Source organism: Salmonella sp. SJTUF15581 (assembly GCF_043356775.1).
Taxonomy (GTDB): Bacteria; Pseudomonadota; Gammaproteobacteria; order Enterobacterales; family Enterobacteriaceae; genus Salmonella; species Salmonella enterica.
The window spans coordinates 21,595-38,500 of record NZ_JBEUJY010000001.1 but is presented as its reverse complement, the minus strand read 5'-3'; the positions used below and the strand labels follow the sequence as shown (position 1 = coordinate 38,500).

Here is a 16,906-nt window from a genome sequence, read left to right as displayed (position 1 = left end):
AGAGGTCTCATCCAGATTGCGCCATTATCTTTAATGGCGATTTTTTATCGTTTTCCATAACAGCAACCGCACAAATACTGTTATTACATTGCTCTCCTCTATGTGTAACAAATAACCACACTTAAAATGTTGTCTTTAATCAATTGTAAGTGTATGTAAAATACCACTTTAGAGTTAGTAACCTGGACAAAACTCCCTCTCTTTTCTGATTTCCGGACACGGATCACTTTTTTAAAAAATTTCATATAACGTCATGTTATCCCGAAAATTTATCTAATTTTGCGGGACACAATCAAAAAATAGATTGCTGCTTATTTGCACAGTTCCCTTTTTGCGTGATCTGTCGCCCAAATACTAAACAAAACTTATTAAGACCCTACATTTAACGTTTATGCGACATATTATTAACATCCTACAAGGAGAACAACAGCATGAGCCAAACACATAAACACGCCATTCCCGCCAACATTGCGGATCGTTGCCTGATAAATCCAGAGCAGTATGAGACTAAATATAAACAGTCTATTAACGACCCCGATACGTTTTGGGGCGAACAGGGAAAAATTCTCGATTGGATCACGCCGTACCAAAAAGTGAAAAACACCTCCTTTGCGCCAGGCAATGTGTCGATTAAATGGTACGAGGACGGCACGCTGAATCTGGCGGCGAACTGTCTTGACCGCCATTTGCAGGAAAATGGCGATCGCACCGCAATTATCTGGGAAGGCGATGACGCGTCGCAGAGTAAACATATCTCTTATCGCGAACTGCATCGCGATGTCTGCCGTTTCGCGAATACACTGCTGGATCTGGGCATTAAAAAAGGCGATGTGGTAGCGATTTATATGCCGATGGTGCCGGAAGCGGCGGTGGCAATGTTGGCCTGCGCCCGCATCGGCGCGGTGCATTCGGTGATCTTCGGGGGCTTCTCGCCGGAAGCCGTCGCCGGACGCATTATCGACTCCAGCTCGCGGCTGGTGATCACCGCTGATGAAGGTGTACGTGCCGGACGCAGTATCCCGCTGAAAAAGAATGTCGATGACGCGCTGAAAAACCCGAATGTCACTAGCGTTGAGCATGTGATCGTCCTGAAGCGCACCGGCAGCGACATTGACTGGCAAGAAGGCCGCGACCTGTGGTGGCGCGATTTGATTGAAAAAGCCAGCCCTGAGCACCAGCCTGAAGCGATGAATGCCGAAGATCCGCTGTTTATCCTTTATACCTCCGGCTCCACCGGCAAGCCGAAAGGCGTGCTGCACACCACCGGCGGCTATCTGGTCTACGCCGCGACCACCTTTAAGTATGTCTTTGATTATCACCCTGGCGATATTTACTGGTGTACCGCCGATGTGGGTTGGGTGACGGGGCACAGCTATCTGTTGTATGGCCCGCTGGCCTGCGGCGCGACCACCTTAATGTTTGAAGGCGTGCCGAATTGGCCAACGCCCGCTCGCATGTGCCAGGTGGTCGACAAACACCAGGTCAACATTCTCTATACCGCCCCGACGGCCATCCGCGCGCTGATGGCGGAAGGCGATAAAGCCATTGAAGGCACCGACCGTTCTTCACTACGCATTCTGGGTTCCGTCGGCGAGCCGATCAATCCCGAAGCGTGGGAATGGTACTGGAAGAAGATCGGCAAGGAAAAATGTCCGGTCGTCGACACCTGGTGGCAGACTGAAACAGGCGGTTTTATGATCACGCCGCTACCAGGCGCTATCGAACTGAAAGCCGGTTCCGCCACCCGTCCTTTCTTTGGCGTACAGCCTGCGCTGGTGGATAACGAAGGCCATCCGCAAGAAGGCGCGACGGAAGGCAATCTGGTCATCACCGATTCCTGGCCGGGCCAGGCGCGCACTCTGTTCGGCGATCATGAACGTTTTGAGCAGACCTATTTCTCTACCTTTAAGAATATGTATTTCAGCGGCGACGGCGCGCGTCGCGATGAAGACGGCTATTACTGGATCACCGGTCGCGTGGATGACGTGTTAAACGTCTCCGGCCACCGTCTGGGTACGGCGGAAATCGAGTCAGCGCTGGTGGCGCATCCGAAGATCGCCGAAGCGGCGGTGGTGGGTATTCCACACGCTATCAAGGGCCAGGCGATTTACGCTTATGTGACGCTCAACCACGGCGAGGAGCCGTCGCCAGAACTGTACGCGGAGGTGCGCAACTGGGTACGTAAAGAGATTGGCCCGCTGGCGACGCCGGACGTGCTGCACTGGACCGACTCACTGCCAAAAACCCGTTCCGGCAAAATTATGCGCCGTATTTTGCGCAAAATCGCGGCGGGCGATACCAGCAATCTGGGCGATACCTCGACTCTCGCCGATCCTGGCGTGGTGGAGAAACTGCTCGAAGAGAAGCAGGCCATCGCGATGCCGTCATAACCATAATGCCGGATGGCAACGCGAAAGCGTTTTATCCGGCCTACGACCCTACCCCTGCCCTCTCTCAAACCGGGAGAGGGAAATATAAAAAAACCCTCCCCCAAAGGATTTCGTGTTACAGGAAGGCGGCAAGCGAGCACATCCTCAGCAGCATAGTTCACTATGTGGCTGGGGCGCGCGAGTGCGGCCAACGCGCCTGTAGCGCGAAAGACGCAGGGGGACCTCTGGAGAGCTCTGTGATGAATGACCAAATTTATCAGCGGATAGAAGACAGTGCGCGTTTCAGGGAATTAGTTGAAAAACGGCAACGGTTTGCCACGATTCTGTCGGTTATCATGCTGGCGGTTTATATCAGCTTTATTTTACTGATCGCCTTCGCGCCTGGCTGGCTGGGCACGCCTCTACATGCGGGAACCAGCGTCACCCGAGGAATTCCCATTGGCGTCGGGGTGATTGTGATTTCTTTTGTGTTGACCGGAATTTATATCTGGCGGGCGAATGGCGAATTCGATCGTCTTAATAACGCCGTACTGCATGAGGTGAAAGCATTATGAAGAGAGTTCTGACGGCGCTCGCCGCCGCACTCCCCTTCGCCGCTCATGCGGCGGATGCCATTAGCGGCGCGGTTGAACGCCAGCCCACCAACTGGCAGGCGATTATCATGTTTTTGATTTTCGTCGTATTTACGCTCGGTATTACCTACTGGGCCTCTAAACGCGTACGTTCCCGTAGCGACTACTACACGGCTGGCGGCAATATCACCGGGTTCCAGAACGGCCTGGCGATTGCCGGCGACTATATGTCCGCCGCGTCATTTCTCGGCATTTCCGCTCTGGTGTTTACCTCCGGTTATGACGGGCTGATCTATTCGCTGGGCTTCCTTGTCGGCTGGCCAATTATCCTGTTTTTGATTGCCGAGCGCCTGCGTAATCTGGGACGTTATACTTTTGCTGACGTTGCCTCTTATCGCCTGAAACAGGGGCCAATCCGTATTCTTTCGGCCTGTGGCTCCCTGGTAGTGGTGGCGCTTTATCTCATCGCCCAAATGGTCGGCGCCGGTAAACTGATTGAACTGCTGTTCGGCCTCAACTATCACATCGCCGTAGTGCTGGTCGGCGTGCTGATGATGATGTACGTGCTGTTCGGCGGGATGCTGGCGACAACGTGGGTGCAAATTATCAAAGCCGTCCTGTTGCTGTTTGGCGCCAGTTTTATGGCCTTTATGGTGATGAAACACGTCGGCTTTAGCTTCAATAATCTGTTTACCGAAGCCATGGCGGTACACCCGAAAGGCACGGCGATTATGAGCCCAGGAGGATTGGTGCAAGATCCGATTTCGGCGTTGTCGTTGGGTCTGGGACTGATGTTCGGCACCGCCGGCTTGCCGCATATTCTGATGCGTTTCTTTACGGTCAGCGATGCCCGCGAAGCGCGCAAGAGCGTGTTCTATGCCACCGGTTTTATGGGCTATTTCTACATTCTGACCTTTATTATCGGCTTCGGCGCTATCATGCTGGTGGGGGCGAATCCCGCCTATAAAGATGCGGCGGGCGCGCTGATTGGCGGCAATAACATGGCGGCGGTGCATCTAGCCAACGCGGTAGGCGGCAACCTGTTCCTCGGCTTTATTTCGGCAGTGGCGTTTGCCACCATTCTGGCGGTGGTCGCCGGTCTGACGCTGGCGGGCGCATCGGCGGTGTCGCATGATTTGTACGCTAACGTGTTCCGCAAAGGCGCAACCGAACGTGAAGAGCTGAAGGTGTCGAAAATCACCGTCCTGGTGCTGGGCGTGATCGCCATTATCCTCGGCGTCCTGTTTGAAAATCAGAACATCGCCTTTATGGTGGGCCTGGCATTTGCTATCGCCGCGAGCTGCAACTTCCCCATCATTCTGCTTTCCATGTACTGGTCAAAACTGACCACGCGCGGCGCTATGCTGGGCGGCTGGTTAGGTTTACTGACAGCGGTGGTGCTGATGATTCTTGGCCCTACCATTTGGGTGCAGATCCTCGGCCACGAAAAAGCGATCTTCCCGTATGAGTATCCGGCGCTGTTCTCTATCAGCGTGGCGTTCCTGGGGATCTGGTTCTTCTCGGCCACCGATAACTCGGCAGAAGGCAACCGTGAACGTGAGCAGTTCCGCGCTCAGTTTATCCGCTCCCAAACGGGATTCGGCGTACAACAAGGGCGTGCGCATTAATCTTACCGTTTCCTCCGGCCCTGTGGGTCGGAGGAAAATCAGAACATCACCCTCGCCACCAGCGGGGCTGCCAGCACCATCACCACGCCGGACAGCATCATTACCAGACTGGCGACGACGCCCTCCTGCTGACCAAGTTCATAGGAACGCGCCGTGCCTGCCCCATGTGACGCCGCGCCGAATCCTGCCCCTTTTGCCATGCCTTCCCGGATAGAGAGACGCAAAAATAGCGCGTCGCCGACCGCCATGCCAAACACGCCAGTGACGACCACGAACAGCGCCACCAGATCCGGCTGCCCGCCCAGGGGTTCTGCCGCCGCCAGCGCAAATGGCGTGGTAACGGAACGTACCGCCAGACTACGCTGAATCTCATCCGATAACGTGAACAGACGCGCCAGCCAAACGGAACTGGTGACCGCCACCACCGTCGCCGTCACTACGCCCGCGGTGAGCGACATCCAGTGACGTTTGATAATCGCGAGGTTATCGTACACCGGCACCGCAAAGGCAATGGTCGCCGGGCCGAGCAGCCACAATAACCAGTGCGATTCACCAATATAGTTTTGCCAGGAGATATGACCGAACACCAGCATTAACACCAGCAGTGCCGGCGTCAACACTAATGGCATCAACGGCAATTTGCGAAAACGGCGATACAGACGCTTATTGGCGAAGTAAATTCCCAGCGTAATCACCAGGCACAGTACGCTTAACTGAACGTTATTCACGGTTTAGCCTGCTCATCTCATAGCGATACACTTTATCCACCACCCACGCCGTCGCGCCGAGTACCATTAAGGTACTGATCGCTATCACCGAGAAAATGCGCCAGCCGTCCACCAGTAACAGATGGGCATAGTTCACTACCGCCACGACGGCGGGAACAAAGAATAACAGCATCTCCGCCAGCAGCCAGCGTGCGCCTGCGCGTACCCAGCTAAGCGGAATAATCCGGCAAACGATCAGCGCCAACATAAGCACCATGCCGACCAGATTCGCGGGCAACGGCAGGTGCAGCCAGGAGACAAGATATTGGGAAAAAATGAATAAACCTGCATAGAGCAGTACCTGAACCGGTACCTGGAGTCGTTGCACAACGGCAGGCGTAACGCGGCTTATCGCCACAGCCATGAGGGAATGTCCTGAAAAATAATACGGAGCGCCAGTATAGAGAACCTCCGTCACGGGCAGAAATGAATTAAAATCATTGCAGGCATAGTCGGAAGGAATAATCATGGATATCAGAACGCTGCGTTATTTTGTCGAGGTGGTGCGCCAGCAAAGTTTCACCCGCGCAGCGGAGAAGTTATTTGTCACCCAGCCCACCATTAGCAAGATGCTGAAAAATCTTGAAGATGAGCTTAACTGTACGCTACTGATCCGCGACGGACGTAAGTTATTGCTGACCGATACCGGACGCGTGGTGTTTGAACGCGGACTGGCGATCCTCGCTGAGTTTCGCCAGTTAGAGGCTGAGTTGAGCGATATTAACCATCTCAATAAGGGCGTGCTGCGGCTGGGTATTCCCCCGATGGTCGGCATGTTGATGGCCGGGCCAATCAGTTTGTTTCGACAACGCTACCCTGGCGTTGAACTCAAAATTTCGGAGTTTGGCGGCCTGACGGTACAGCAGGCGGTAATGAATGGCGAGCTGGATGTTGCGATGACCGCGCTCCCGGTGGAAGAAGCGAGCGGGCTGACGACGTTATCGCTGTTCAGTCATCCGCTGTGCGTGCTGGTTCCCCGTTCCGGTCAGTGGACAACCTGCGACTCCATCGCGCCTGAAGCTCTGGCGGAGCATCCTCTTCTTATCTATAACGAAGACTTTGCCCTGAGCCGCCAGTTGATGACCTTATTTAGCCAGCATGACGTAAAACCACGGATTGCCGTGCGCAGCGGGCAATGGGATTTTCTCGCCGCCATGGTGCAAGCGGGCGTCGGTATCGCCATTTTGCCGGAGCCAATTTGTCAGCGTCTGGATAAGGCCACGCTGCGCTGGCTACCGCTGGAAAGCGATCTCCGCTGGCAGTTGGGCATGATTTGGCGAGAGGGCGTGTATCTGTCACACAGCGCCCGGGCATGGTTAACCTGTTGCGAAGGGTTTTGGCTGAAACAACCGTAAGCCATGGGTTAAAACCCTTGCCGGATGGCGGTGCAAGCACCTTATCCGGCCTACTTGTAGGCCCGGTAAGCATGGCGCCACCGGGCCACAAGGACTACTGATTTTCTATCAGTAGCGCTTCCATCAAATCCAGGTCGTGCAGCAGCTTTTGCAATGTTTCATTGCTGATTTCTCGCGTGGCGCGCAGATGATACAACTCGGCGCGTTCGGAACGCAGCGCCGCCAGACGGAAACGTCGCTCCAGGTTTTCTTCCTGTATGGAGCTTTCGACATCGTTTCGCCCATCGGCACGGCGACGCAAGTTACCAATGACACGCGAGCTTACTTCAGTAAGCAACTGATTATCGATGTTTTCTTCAGTATCCGCCGCCAGACGCTCTTCCATTTTCTGAATGGCGACAATCGCCACTTCCGCCGTCGCCGCGCGGGCGATACGCTCCTCTTTCAACTGTTGCGCATGATCGGCGACTTCCAGATGTTGCAACAGCAGCGGCAGCATGATCACGCCGACAAATAACGAGAACAGAATGACGCCAGCCGCCAGGAATACCAGTTCATAACGCGCCGGAAATCCGCTGCCATCCGGCAAAAGTAACGGTATAGAGAGCACACCAGCCAGGGTGATCGCCCCACGAACGCCAGCGAAGGAAGCAATCAGAATTTCACGCGACGTCCAGCTGGCGAACTCCATCGGTTTCTTCTTCAAAAAGCGTAGGCTGAACTTTTTCATGGTCCACAGCCAGCCGAAGCGAACCAGCATCAATGCTGCATAAATCAGCACGATATCGGTAAAAAGCATCCAGGTTTCGACATTCGGGTCAGCTTCCGCCGCCGCCAGCGAAGATTCCAGAATACCCGGCAATTGCAGTCCCAACAGCAGAAAGACCATACCGTTAAAGACAAATTCCAGCATCGCCCAGGTACTGTTCGCGCGCAAACGCATTGCCAGCGGCGCGCGGCGCATTACGCCAGAACGGGTGATGGTCATCCCGGCGGCAACCGCGGCCAGGATGCCTGAGACGCCAATATGCTCGGCAATCAGGTAAGACGCGAAGGGCAGCAGAAACAGCAGGACAATTTGCGTCGCGGGTTCATCGCCGCCCCAGCGGCTCAAAAAACGCAGCGAGCGGCCATACAGCCAACTGACCACAAAACCCGCCAGAATACCGCCGATAGCGACCTTAAAAAATTCCAGCGTCGCGCCGCCGACGGTAAAGACCATCGTCCCCATCGCCACCGCGACGGCGAATTTCAGCGATACCAGACCGGAGGCGTCGTTCATTAACGCCTCTCCCTGCAGAATGCCCATGATTTTTTTCGGGATGCGCCCCTCGCCCACAATTCCGGAGAGCGCTACCGCATCGGTCGGCGACAGCACGGCGGCCAGTGCAAAGGCGGGGATCAGCGGAATGCCGGGCACCAGCCAATAAATCAGGAAGCCGATTCCAACGACCGTTACCAGGACCAGCGCCAGCGCCAGCCCGAAAATCTCTCGTCCATGCTCAAGAAATTCACGGGTCGGCGTCTTCCAGCCATCCGCAAACAGCAGCGGCGGAATAAACAGCACCAGGAAGAGTTCCGGGTCGAATTCCACATGCAAACCAAACGTCGGCCACGCCAACAGCGCGCCAATGGCGATCTGCATAAGGGGTAAAGGAAGCTGGAAGGGTAATACACGCGTAAATACCCCCGACAGCGAGACCACAAGGGTCATGATGAGTATTGTGAAGAAAATTTCCATGCGTTCCCTGTTTGCGATGTTTTTTATGATGGAGAGAGGCATCATGCCTCGGTTTCACCTTCTTCAGATTAACGCAAAAGGTAACGTGATGTGTCCTGAAAATGAAAACGGGCGACCAACGCCGCCCGTTTTTCAGAATGAAGGCAGAACTAGATAGCCCAACCGCCGGCATAAAAAGCGACCAGCGCGACCGCAATGACGACAGTTCCGATATTCAGCTTACGCCATTCGCCGGAAACCAGACGCCCGACGACCAGCGTGGCAAAGCCGATCATAATCCCGGTGACAATGTTACAGGTCAGTACAATAAATACAGCCGTTACCAGCCCCGCCATCGCATCGACGAAATCAGCAAAATCGATTTTCGCCACGTTACTCAGCATCAGCAGACCGACATACATGAGCGCCGGGGCGGTTGCGTAGACGGGAACGAGATAAGAGAGCGGCGAAAGAAACAGGATCAGCAAAAACAGCACGCCCACGGTAATCGCCGTCAGGCCCGTTTTACCACCCGCCGCCGTACCGGCCGCAGACTCGATATACACCGCGGCTGGCGCCGCCCCGACCAGGCCGGAGAAAACGCTACTCAGGGAGTCGGTGGTTAGCGCTTTACCGCCATCGATAATTTGTCCGTCTTTGTCCAGCAGATTAGCCTGCCCTGCGACCGCACGGATCGTGCCGGTCGCATCAAACACCGCCGTCATCACCAGCGCCAGTACGCTTGGCAGAACGACAGGGTTTAACGCGCCCATAATATCCAGGCTGCCGATCAGTGAGTTGCCGTTTTCATCGCTCAACGAAGGCATGGCGAAAATGCCGGAAAAATGGACGTTAGGATCGAAGAGCAAACCCACAATAGAAATGCCAATAATGGTCAACAGAATGCCGCCGGGGACTTTCAGCTTTTCCAGACCGAGAATAACAGCCAGCCCTACAAGCGACATAATCACCGGGAAGGTGTCGAAATCGCCCAGCGCGACCGGCAGGCCATCCAGCGGGTTTTTAATGACCAGGCCGACGCCGTTGGCGGCAATCAGCAACAAAAACAGGCCAATACCGATACCGGTTCCGTGGGCCACGCCCTGCGGCAAGTTACGCAAAATCCAGCTACGAATGCCGGTGGCGGAGATAATGGTAAACAGTACGCCCATCAGGAATACGGCGCCAAGCGCGACCGGGACGCTAATATGCTGCCCCAGGACCAGGCTAAACGCGGTAAACGCCGTCAACGAGATAGCGCAACCGATAGCCAGCGGCAGATTCGCCCATAGCCCCATAACAATAGAGCCGACGCCTGCGACCAGGCAGGTCGCTACAAAGACGGCGGCAGGCGGGAACCCGGCTTTACCCAGCATCCCTGGCACCACGATGACGGAGTAAACCATCGCGAGAAACGTGGTTAAGCCAGCAACGACTTCCTGGCGAACGGTGCTCCCGCGTTGTGAAATTTTAAACCAGGCGTCGAGTGAACCGCCGGTACGCGCTGAAGGCGTAGACATAGAAAACATCCCCTGAGAATTTATTATTCGTCGGTATACGTGGGAGGTAATCCACTAACAGCGCAACGTTATCTCCTTGTGCTACATTTACGACAACCGGGGCGCCGCAAAAAAGCAAACGTTTAGCTCCACGTATACAAAACGGGTGGCAAAAAAAAGCAAACGATTATCCAGCGATCATAAACGCTTTTTCAACTGAACTTTGCCGCTTTTTATGCTTTTCTGCTTAGTATGCTCAATAAATCGCCAGACGATGCGCAAACGTTATCGTCCCTGCGCAATCCAGCAACAATTTTTCGCATCGCTGTTAGCAAATACGTTGCGCAATCTGCTCACAAAAACGCCATTATCCGCCGGGAATGGTAAACGGACCGCCCTGCTGAATCGCTCGCTGCCAGGCTGGACGCATTTCTACCCGGCGCTTTCCATGCGTTGATATGGTCGAGATGAGCGATCCCGCCTCGGGCAAGCAGCGCAAATAGCGGGAAGCTCATCTGGATATCCGCCATACTTAACTGCTCTCCGGCAAACCAGGGGTGATTTGCCAGATGCCCGTCAATAAAGCGCGCATGGGTTTCCAGTTGCGGATTAAGGTACGCTTTTTGCGCGCCCTTACCGATAACGCCGCCCAACGTTCGCAGGCCCAATGGTACCGGCGGTTTACCCAGAGAGGTAAAGAGCAATCTCATCAATAGCAAGGGCATGAGCGAACCTTCAGCGTAATGTAGCCAGAATCGATAGTGTTGTTTCCCCTGCGCATCCGCAGGTTTAAAGCGTCCGATACTGTCGTAAGTGTCCTGCAAATATTCCAGGATGGCGCCCGATTCCGCAATAACCATACCGTGATCTTCGATAACCGGAGACTTGCCCAGCGGATGCACTTTTTTCAATGCCGGCGGCGCCAGCATGGTCTTTTCACGCTGGTAACGCACAATCTGGTAAGGCAACGCCAGCTCTTCCAGCGCCCAGAGGATGCGCTGCGAACGAGACTGATTTAAATGGTGCACCGTCAGCATGGCTGTCTCCTGTAAGGTATGCCAACTAACTATAGAAAATTATGGCAGTTGCCGTAAAAATTTCGGCTAAAAAATCAGCATTTCGCTGGCGAACAGGGCGTCGTCGCTTACACTTACAGTATCAACACAAACCGGAACCTCCACCACGTGCTCGATATGAGGGGTGTTGACGTCGGGGGAAACCCTCCTGTAATCAGCGGGATAGAGCGAAAGACAAAGACCGGAAACAAACTAAAGCGCCCTTAGCGGCGCTTTAGTTTTAGGTGAACTCAGCCCGATGGCCGAGTGCATGTTAATCATCTTCAAGCAGCCGGGCGCCCGTCCCGTGTTCGCCAAGCCTGTCGCCTGGATTTCGCAGCGGACAGTCGCTACGCGATAAACAGCCGCAGCCGATACAACCGTCCAGCTCATCGCGCAACGCCACCAGCGTATGAATACGTCGGTCTAACTCTTCGCGCCACTGCGAGGAGAGCTGCTTCCACTCTTTCGCGCTTAACGTATGTCCTTCCGGCAAGATACCAAACGCGTCGCCGATAGTTGCCAGCGGGATGCCGATACGCTGGGCGATCTTGATAATCGCGACATAACGCAACACGTCACGCTTGTATCGCCGTTGGTTACCGCTATTACGGATACTGGTAATTAGCCCTTTGCTTTCATAGAAGTGCAGGGCGGACACAGCAACACCGCTACGTTTCGCAACTTCCCCCGGCGTCAGTAAGGCTTTTAAACGGGGAGATTTTTTTTCCATAAATCGCTTTACCTCAAGTTAACTTGAGGAATTATACTCGCCCGCAGACAAAACGACGAATCGAATACTGTTTAAGAGGCAACAATATGTCGCATCAGCAGATAATTCAGACCCTTATCGAATGGATTGATGAACATATCGACCAACCGCTAAACATTGATGTGGTGGCAAAAAAATCGGGCTACTCCAAGTGGTATTTGCAGCGGATGTTTCGTACGGTAACGCATCAAACATTAGGCGAGTATATTCGCCAGCGCCGTCTCCTGTTGGCGGCCGTTGAGCTACGAACGACCGAGCGCCCGATTTTTGATATCGCGATGGACCTGGGCTATGTATCGCAGCAAACCTTCTCGCGTGTATTCCGCCGCGAGTTCGATCGCACTCCCAGCGATTACCGTCACCGCCTGTAGGGCGTCTGCCCGCGTATCGCCAGAGGCGCGGGCGTTTGTTGTAGCCAGGCGATGAATTCCTGCGGTGGTAACGCCTTCGCAAAGTGCCATCCCTGACAATACTGAACGCCGCGTTTTAGCAACCAGCTAACCTGTTCAGCCGTTTCAACCCCCTCCGCAATGATTTTTAGCCGCAAACTTTGCGCCATTTCAATAATATGTTCCACAATCAAATGGCTGGCGCTATTAGTGGTTAGCGTGTCGACAAAAGATTTATCAATTTTTAAAAGGTCGACATTTAATGAGTACAGGTTATGCAAGTTCGAATAGCCGGTACCAAAGTCATCAATTGCCACCTCGTATCCCGCCTGGCGAAACGCCTGAATAATCGGCGTCATTTTAGGCACATCAATAAATCCGCGCTCGGTCACTTCAACTTTTATCTGTTGCGCAAGCACTGAATGCTGACGCGTTTTTTCATGAATCATCACAATTAGCCGGGAAGAGAGAAAATCGGCGGCAGAGAGATTGATAGAGATATAAAGATGCGGGTGCGCGGCCAGAAAACCACCTAAATCATTAAATACCTCTTCGACGACATAATCGGTGATCTGCTCAATCATCCCCTCTTTTTCCGCTAGCGGAATAAATTCGCACGGGCTCATCACCGGACCGTGATAGCCCGGCCAACGCAATAGCGCTTCGGCACCTACACATGTCCCGTTTCGGATATCAATGATCGGCTGATAATGAAGGCAAAGCTGGTGCCTGGTAATGGCCCGTTGCAGTAATCGACGCGGTGAGTAATATGCCTGCCGGGATCGTGACCACATAAATAAGACGATAATGCTACAGATGATCCCTAACGGTAGCGTTAACGTAAGCTGATGAAAGAGGTTCTGGTAAAAGCGTTGCTTTGAGGTTGACACAATCGCGGCAACCGGTCGTTTTGCTGATTTAACCAGAGTATAAAAACGCTCACCCTGTTGGAACACAGGTTCACTCCGTCGTACCAAAGGTAATAGCTGATCAGCCTGCGCCTGTTCACTCAGGGAGAAAAAGGTGTTGGTCACCGTATCATACATTCCCCAGGCCAACGCCGGATCGTCTGACATCACCTCGCTATAAGATAAGGGATTGATAACCGCGACATAGTTTCCCCTCTGCATATATGTCATTTTATAACCGTTGAAAAAAGGCGTATCACGATAGTAATAAATAGCGATGTCAGGCTTTCGTTTATAGTCAGCGCGGGGAATAAAATAAGGACTTGTTGGCGTCATAACCGTAGAGCATAGAAAACGCTGGCCCTTAGCATAAATCAACTCATTAATGTACAAACGACCGCGGATAATATTCAGCATTCGCTGTTGATGGGCTGGCGTACAGGCTTGCCCCTGATATTGTTCAGCGGCATCGCGGGCTAAATCTGCTTGCAGGATAACCCGCTCCGTTTTATCTAATACCAACTGCGCAAATGAATGTAACTGATTTCTGGTTTCAGAGACTGCCCGGATATGAGCAAACCAGATCGCCAGCAATACAGGAAGTAACACCACAATGATCGTTCCGAGAAATCTCAACACTTTGCGTCGTGTGCTTTGACTCATTTTCAGCCTATTTCCCTGCATTATTTGTGACTATTGTTGGCAAAATAAGACGTGAACCAAACGGAGGTTTACGGTGCATGAATTTATCAATATTAGCAACAGACTTTTACCGATCAACATTTACCATTAATAACTACGCGCAATCTCTTTCGCATACCAGGCAGGACGCTAAATATTTTTGATAATATCAGATTTATACTCAAGTAAACGATGGGGTATACATCTTTACTCCTTTCTTTTGATAAATAACTTGATATTTTTATCAGGTCTGAATTTCACGAAAAAAAATAAAAGAGTAGTAATAATACATCTTTGCTTTCCGGCAGTTTCTCTACGGACGCGTAGAAGTCACACAAAAAATACGGTTATAAAACGCACAAAAAATACATTGCCGATCTGGCGAACAAGCCTGTTTTTGTGATATAGTTCACAAAAACAATGAAATAGAAACAATGTTTCATTCGATGTTGATGTGATGTCCGTTGATAGCCAGAATGTCCCACGTTTCCCGGGAACAACACCGAGCTGTCCTGGACAAAGGTCTATTCAGAGGAAATGTTTCATGGCTGCCATAACCACTGGTGTCGTTCTTCTCCGCTGGCAACTGTTGAGCGCCGTGCTCATGTTTTTAGCCAGCACGCTCAATATCCGTTTCCGTAAATCAGATTATATTGGTCTGGCGGTGATCAGTAGCGGTCTGGGCGTGGTATCCGCCTGCTGGTTTGCCACCGGTTTACTCGGTATTACCATGATGGATCTCGCTGCGATCTGGCATAACATTGAAGCCGTAATGGTCGAAACGATGAGCCAGACCCCGCCAGAATGGCCGATGGTGCTGACCTGATACGCTATTGCTGCCGCTGAAGTCGCCCACCGGTTATCTCAACGCGGAATCGCGCGCCAGGGGTAGCCTTGCGAACCATCACGTCCCTCACATAGCCGTTGATGAGGGCCGCCAGGTGTGGTTATCCAAAAATGGCAAGTGGAATAGCCCTAACAGAATCGAGCTAAACTTATTGAAAACATTGCCGACTCGTTAAATGACAAAAAGACCCGTTTGTGCAACGGGTCTTTTTTATTAAGTAGTACCGCCTGATAACAGCGACAAGCGCTGCTTATTTTACATTAATAATTTATCCGGAGAACAATCACGGATTATTTTTCCACCTTTCATTACCAGGACCCGGTCAAAATACTTTATCAGGTATCGACGATGCGTCACCATGATCAACGTCTTCCCATGAATAAACTCATCTAAGTTATCAAAAATTTGCTTCTCGGTATTCTCATCCAGATTTGATGTTGGTTCATCCCATAAAAAGACGCTGGCGTTACTGCTCAGACTACGTGCTAATAATAACTGCTGCTGCTGTCCGGATGACAGGTTTTTAGCCATAAAATTCACCGGAAACTTCAGCCCCATAGGATGTTGCAAGATAAAACCACAGTTCGCCAGATGGAGCGCCTTGAGTACCCGGCCCCTGTCGTTTTGCGGTTTTAACGCGAAATTACTTTCAATGGTTCCGGTGAATAAAACATCATGTGTCGTCACCACACTTAAATGCTGAGAAAAAAAGTTCTGCGATAAATGTCCTAAGTTATATCCATCATATAAGATGGCACCGTCTGTTGGTGAAAGGTAGCCAGATAGCATTCCCAGTAATGAGCTTTTTCCTGCTCCGCATTCGCCTACCACCGCGACACGTTGCCCCGCAGGTATGTCTATAGACAGTCGGTTAATAATCATCGGAGATTGAGCATCATACTGATAACTCACGCCCCGGATAGAGATATCGCCATTGCACTTTGATATTGACTGTAATGCCGGTGTTTTTTCTGCCTGATCTTCATCAAAAAAAGAAAGCAGATCCTTACCGGTTTTTTCTGCTGATAAAATAGAGATTAATGTAGAAGAAAAATTCGAAATAATCCCGGAAATACGACCAGAGACAATGACAGATGAAACAATTGCGCCAGTAGTAACATCACCCTTGATTACCATAAAAAAGGCTATTACCATAATAGTTATTTGGGTAATAGATGACATACTCCCCAATATAGATTGATAGATAAGATTTAATTTCCTTATCTTCAGGTTAAGATACGACTGTTCATTTGATGTATTGACCCAATCAAAAAGTAAACCTTGATTATTTAAGGTATGGATCATTTTAATAGATAAGAAAACTTCTGAGATAAAAATATTCCTGTTCTTCTGTCCTTCTTTTTGTTTATTCATTAACTCATTAGTATAATGGTGGTTAACGAGGGAAATAATAATAGAGACGATAAACATGGTAACAGGTACAATAACGACCAGACCTAAATTTACATATATAACAATGAGAAATATAATAAATATTGGAATATCGGCTATACGTTGAAAGATCGAGTTTAATAAAACGGGTTTAATTTTCTGAAACTCATTCCATAGCACAAATGCTGATGACATGGATCTGCCATTTTTCTTTTTACTATACAGGACCGCTTCAAGAAAGGCGATATCAATATCGACGTCATCCTGCCTTGCTGTGATAGACTGATAAATATCTTTCGAAGTACGAAGGATAAACTCAAAAACAATAAATACAGCAACAATTATAGCTACGCCAAATAAAGATGAAACCGAAGCGCTTGGAACAAGCTTATCATAGAACAGATTACTAAATACTGGGATAGTTAACGCAAAGATTGCCATAAAAAGAGATGAAAAGAAATATTTAGTATAAAAAATCTTGTTCATTGATAAAGAGTTTTTTATGATATTTTTTACTCTTATACTATCAACAACTTTATTTAAAGGCAGTATACTAAATGCAGATAACTCTTTTAAATATTCATCTTCAATTTCAACATAACAGAGTTCACCGCGCGCGTTTACCAACTTTATTTTTTGCCCGCCACTCACACACACCATCCACTTCATTTCTGGTGTTAATAGTAAAATCGGCATAGGCTCATTTAGTAAATCTTCACCATTATTAAATAATATATCCTGTAGAGAAAGCCCTAACGACAAAAAGAAATTCTTCATTTGTATAGAGTCGTCAGTGTTATTTCTGTCGTACTTTTTAAATCTTAAATTTATATCATCCTCTTTGATGTCAATTTTTATGTTGAATTTTTTAGACACTATAGATAATGCCGTTTCCGCACTTAAATAATAAGGTTCTAGTTTTTTATCCATA

At 50.7% G+C, this 16,906-nt stretch carries 13 protein-coding genes and 1 pseudogene; 6 read left to right on the top strand and 8 right to left on the bottom strand.

Features of this window, described 5'->3' with window-relative positions; translation table 11 throughout:
• Nucleotides 1-431: 431 nt before the first annotated feature.
• From acs to actP, 3 genes are all read left to right on the top strand, one after another.
• A complete protein-coding gene (gene acs, locus ABVN36_RS00095) occupies nt 432-2,390 on the top strand; it encodes an acetate--CoA ligase (protein ID WP_000083877.1) in 1,959 nt (652 codons plus the stop codon).
• Nucleotides 2,391-2,629: 239 nt separating this feature from the next.
• The gene (locus tag ABVN36_RS00090; RefSeq protein WP_000999620.1) at nt 2,630-2,944 is read left to right on the top strand and encodes a DUF485 domain-containing protein; all 315 of its coding nucleotides are present in this window, start codon (nt 2,630-2,632) and stop codon (nt 2,942-2,944) included.
• Nucleotides 2,941-4,590, top strand: a complete 1,650-nt coding sequence (gene actP, locus ABVN36_RS00085; RefSeq protein WP_000832536.1) for a cation/acetate symporter ActP — start codon at nt 2,941-2,943, stop codon at nt 4,588-4,590. Before ABVN36_RS00090 ends, actP begins: the two co-directional genes overlap by 4 nt.
• 38 nt (nt 4,591-4,628) lie before the next feature.
• Here the strand turns inward: actP and ABVN36_RS00080 are convergent, their stop codons facing one another.
• The gene (locus tag ABVN36_RS00080; RefSeq protein ID WP_001067096.1) at nt 4,629-5,318 is read right to left on the bottom strand and encodes an LrgB family protein; all 690 of its coding nucleotides are present in this window, start codon (nt 5,316-5,318) and stop codon (nt 4,629-4,631) included.
• Nucleotides 5,311-5,721, bottom strand: a complete 411-nt coding sequence (locus ABVN36_RS00075; protein WP_000257347.1) for a CidA/LrgA family protein — start codon at nt 5,719-5,721, stop codon at nt 5,311-5,313. Before ABVN36_RS00075 ends, ABVN36_RS00080 begins: the two co-directional genes overlap by 8 nt.
• A gap of 103 nt (nt 5,722-5,824) precedes the next feature.
• On the opposite strand from ABVN36_RS00075, the gene ABVN36_RS00070 reads away from it, so the two are divergent.
• Complete coding sequence (locus ABVN36_RS00070) at nt 5,825-6,712, top strand: LysR family transcriptional regulator (protein ID WP_000354962.1); 888 nt, start codon at nt 5,825-5,827, stop codon at nt 6,710-6,712.
• Nucleotides 6,713-6,806: 94 nt separating this feature from the next.
• Here the strand turns inward: ABVN36_RS00070 and ABVN36_RS00065 are convergent, their stop codons facing one another.
• The 4 genes and pseudogenes from ABVN36_RS00065 to soxR form a co-directional block, all read right to left on the bottom strand.
• Nucleotides 6,807-8,453, bottom strand: a complete 1,647-nt coding sequence (locus tag ABVN36_RS00065) for a Na+/H+ antiporter (RefSeq protein ID WP_000402189.1) — start codon at nt 8,451-8,453, stop codon at nt 6,807-6,809.
• A gap of 149 nt (nt 8,454-8,602) precedes the next feature.
• The gene (gene ghxP / locus ABVN36_RS00060; protein WP_000106901.1) at nt 8,603-9,952 is read right to left on the bottom strand and encodes a guanine/hypoxanthine transporter GhxP; all 1,350 of its coding nucleotides are present in this window, start codon (nt 9,950-9,952) and stop codon (nt 8,603-8,605) included.
• A 346-nt stretch (nt 9,953-10,298) separates the two neighbouring features.
• Nucleotides 10,299-10,968, bottom strand: a pseudogene (locus ABVN36_RS00055) (glutathione S-transferase family protein).
• A gap of 292 nt (nt 10,969-11,260) precedes the next feature.
• The gene (gene soxR / locus ABVN36_RS00050) at nt 11,261-11,719 is read right to left on the bottom strand and encodes a redox-sensitive transcriptional activator SoxR (protein ID WP_000412686.1); all 459 of its coding nucleotides are present in this window, start codon (nt 11,717-11,719) and stop codon (nt 11,261-11,263) included.
• An 86-nt stretch (nt 11,720-11,805) separates the two neighbouring features.
• On the opposite strand from soxR, the gene soxS reads away from it, so the two are divergent.
• Complete coding sequence (soxS, locus tag ABVN36_RS00045) at nt 11,806-12,129, top strand: superoxide response transcriptional regulator SoxS (RefSeq protein WP_000019483.1); 324 nt, start codon at nt 11,806-11,808, stop codon at nt 12,127-12,129.
• Here soxS and ABVN36_RS00040 read toward each other — a convergent pair.
• Entirely contained in the window at nt 12,117-13,718 is a 1,602-nt protein-coding gene (locus ABVN36_RS00040; protein ID WP_023138416.1) for an EAL domain-containing protein, read from the bottom strand. The genes soxS and ABVN36_RS00040 overlap by 13 nt on opposite strands.
• A gap of 562 nt (nt 13,719-14,280) precedes the next feature.
• Here ABVN36_RS00040 and ABVN36_RS00035 point away from each other — a divergent pair.
• A complete protein-coding gene (locus ABVN36_RS00035) occupies nt 14,281-14,562 on the top strand; it encodes a YjcB family protein (protein WP_000719058.1) in 282 nt (93 codons plus the stop codon).
• Between the two features lie 276 nt (nt 14,563-14,838).
• On the opposite strand, the gene siiF is transcribed toward ABVN36_RS00035, so the two are convergent.
• Nucleotides 14,839-16,905 carry an SPI-4 type I secretion system protein SiiF gene (gene siiF / locus ABVN36_RS00030; protein ID WP_000358577.1) on the bottom strand — a complete coding sequence of 689 codons (2,067 nt, stop codon included), beginning with the start codon at nt 16,903-16,905 and terminating at the stop codon, nt 14,839-14,841.
• Between the last annotated feature and the right edge of the window lies 1 nt (nt 16,906).

Excerpts from the sequence above, each read along its gene's own strand:
- siiF (WP_000358577.1), bottom strand. The coding sequence starts at position 16,905 with ATGGATAAAAAACTAGAACCTTATTATTTAAGTGCGGAAACGGCATTA.
- ABVN36_RS00040 (WP_023138416.1), bottom strand. The coding sequence starts at position 13,718 with ATGAGTCAAAGCACACGACGCAAAGTGTTGAGATTTCTCGGAACGATC.
- soxS (WP_000019483.1), top strand. The coding sequence starts at position 11,806 with ATGTCGCATCAGCAGATAATTCAGACCCTTATCGAATGGATTGATGAA.
- ABVN36_RS00070 (WP_000354962.1), top strand. The coding sequence starts at position 5,825 with ATGGATATCAGAACGCTGCGTTATTTTGTCGAGGTGGTGCGCCAGCAA.
- ABVN36_RS00035 (WP_000719058.1), top strand. The coding sequence starts at position 14,281 with ATGGCTGCCATAACCACTGGTGTCGTTCTTCTCCGCTGGCAACTGTTG.
- soxR (WP_000412686.1), bottom strand. The coding sequence starts at position 11,719 with ATGGAAAAAAAATCTCCCCGTTTAAAAGCCTTACTGACGCCGGGGGAA.
- ABVN36_RS00065 (WP_000402189.1), bottom strand. The coding sequence starts at position 8,453 with ATGGAAATTTTCTTCACAATACTCATCATGACCCTTGTGGTCTCGCTG.
- acs (WP_000083877.1), top strand. The coding sequence starts at position 432 with ATGAGCCAAACACATAAACACGCCATTCCCGCCAACATTGCGGATCGT.
- ghxP (WP_000106901.1), bottom strand. The coding sequence starts at position 9,952 with ATGTCTACGCCTTCAGCGCGTACCGGCGGTTCACTCGACGCCTGGTTT.
- actP (WP_000832536.1), top strand. The coding sequence starts at position 2,941 with ATGAAGAGAGTTCTGACGGCGCTCGCCGCCGCACTCCCCTTCGCCGCT.
- ABVN36_RS00075 (WP_000257347.1), bottom strand. The coding sequence starts at position 5,721 with ATGGCTGTGGCGATAAGCCGCGTTACGCCTGCCGTTGTGCAACGACTC.
- ABVN36_RS00090 (WP_000999620.1), top strand. The coding sequence starts at position 2,630 with ATGAATGACCAAATTTATCAGCGGATAGAAGACAGTGCGCGTTTCAGG.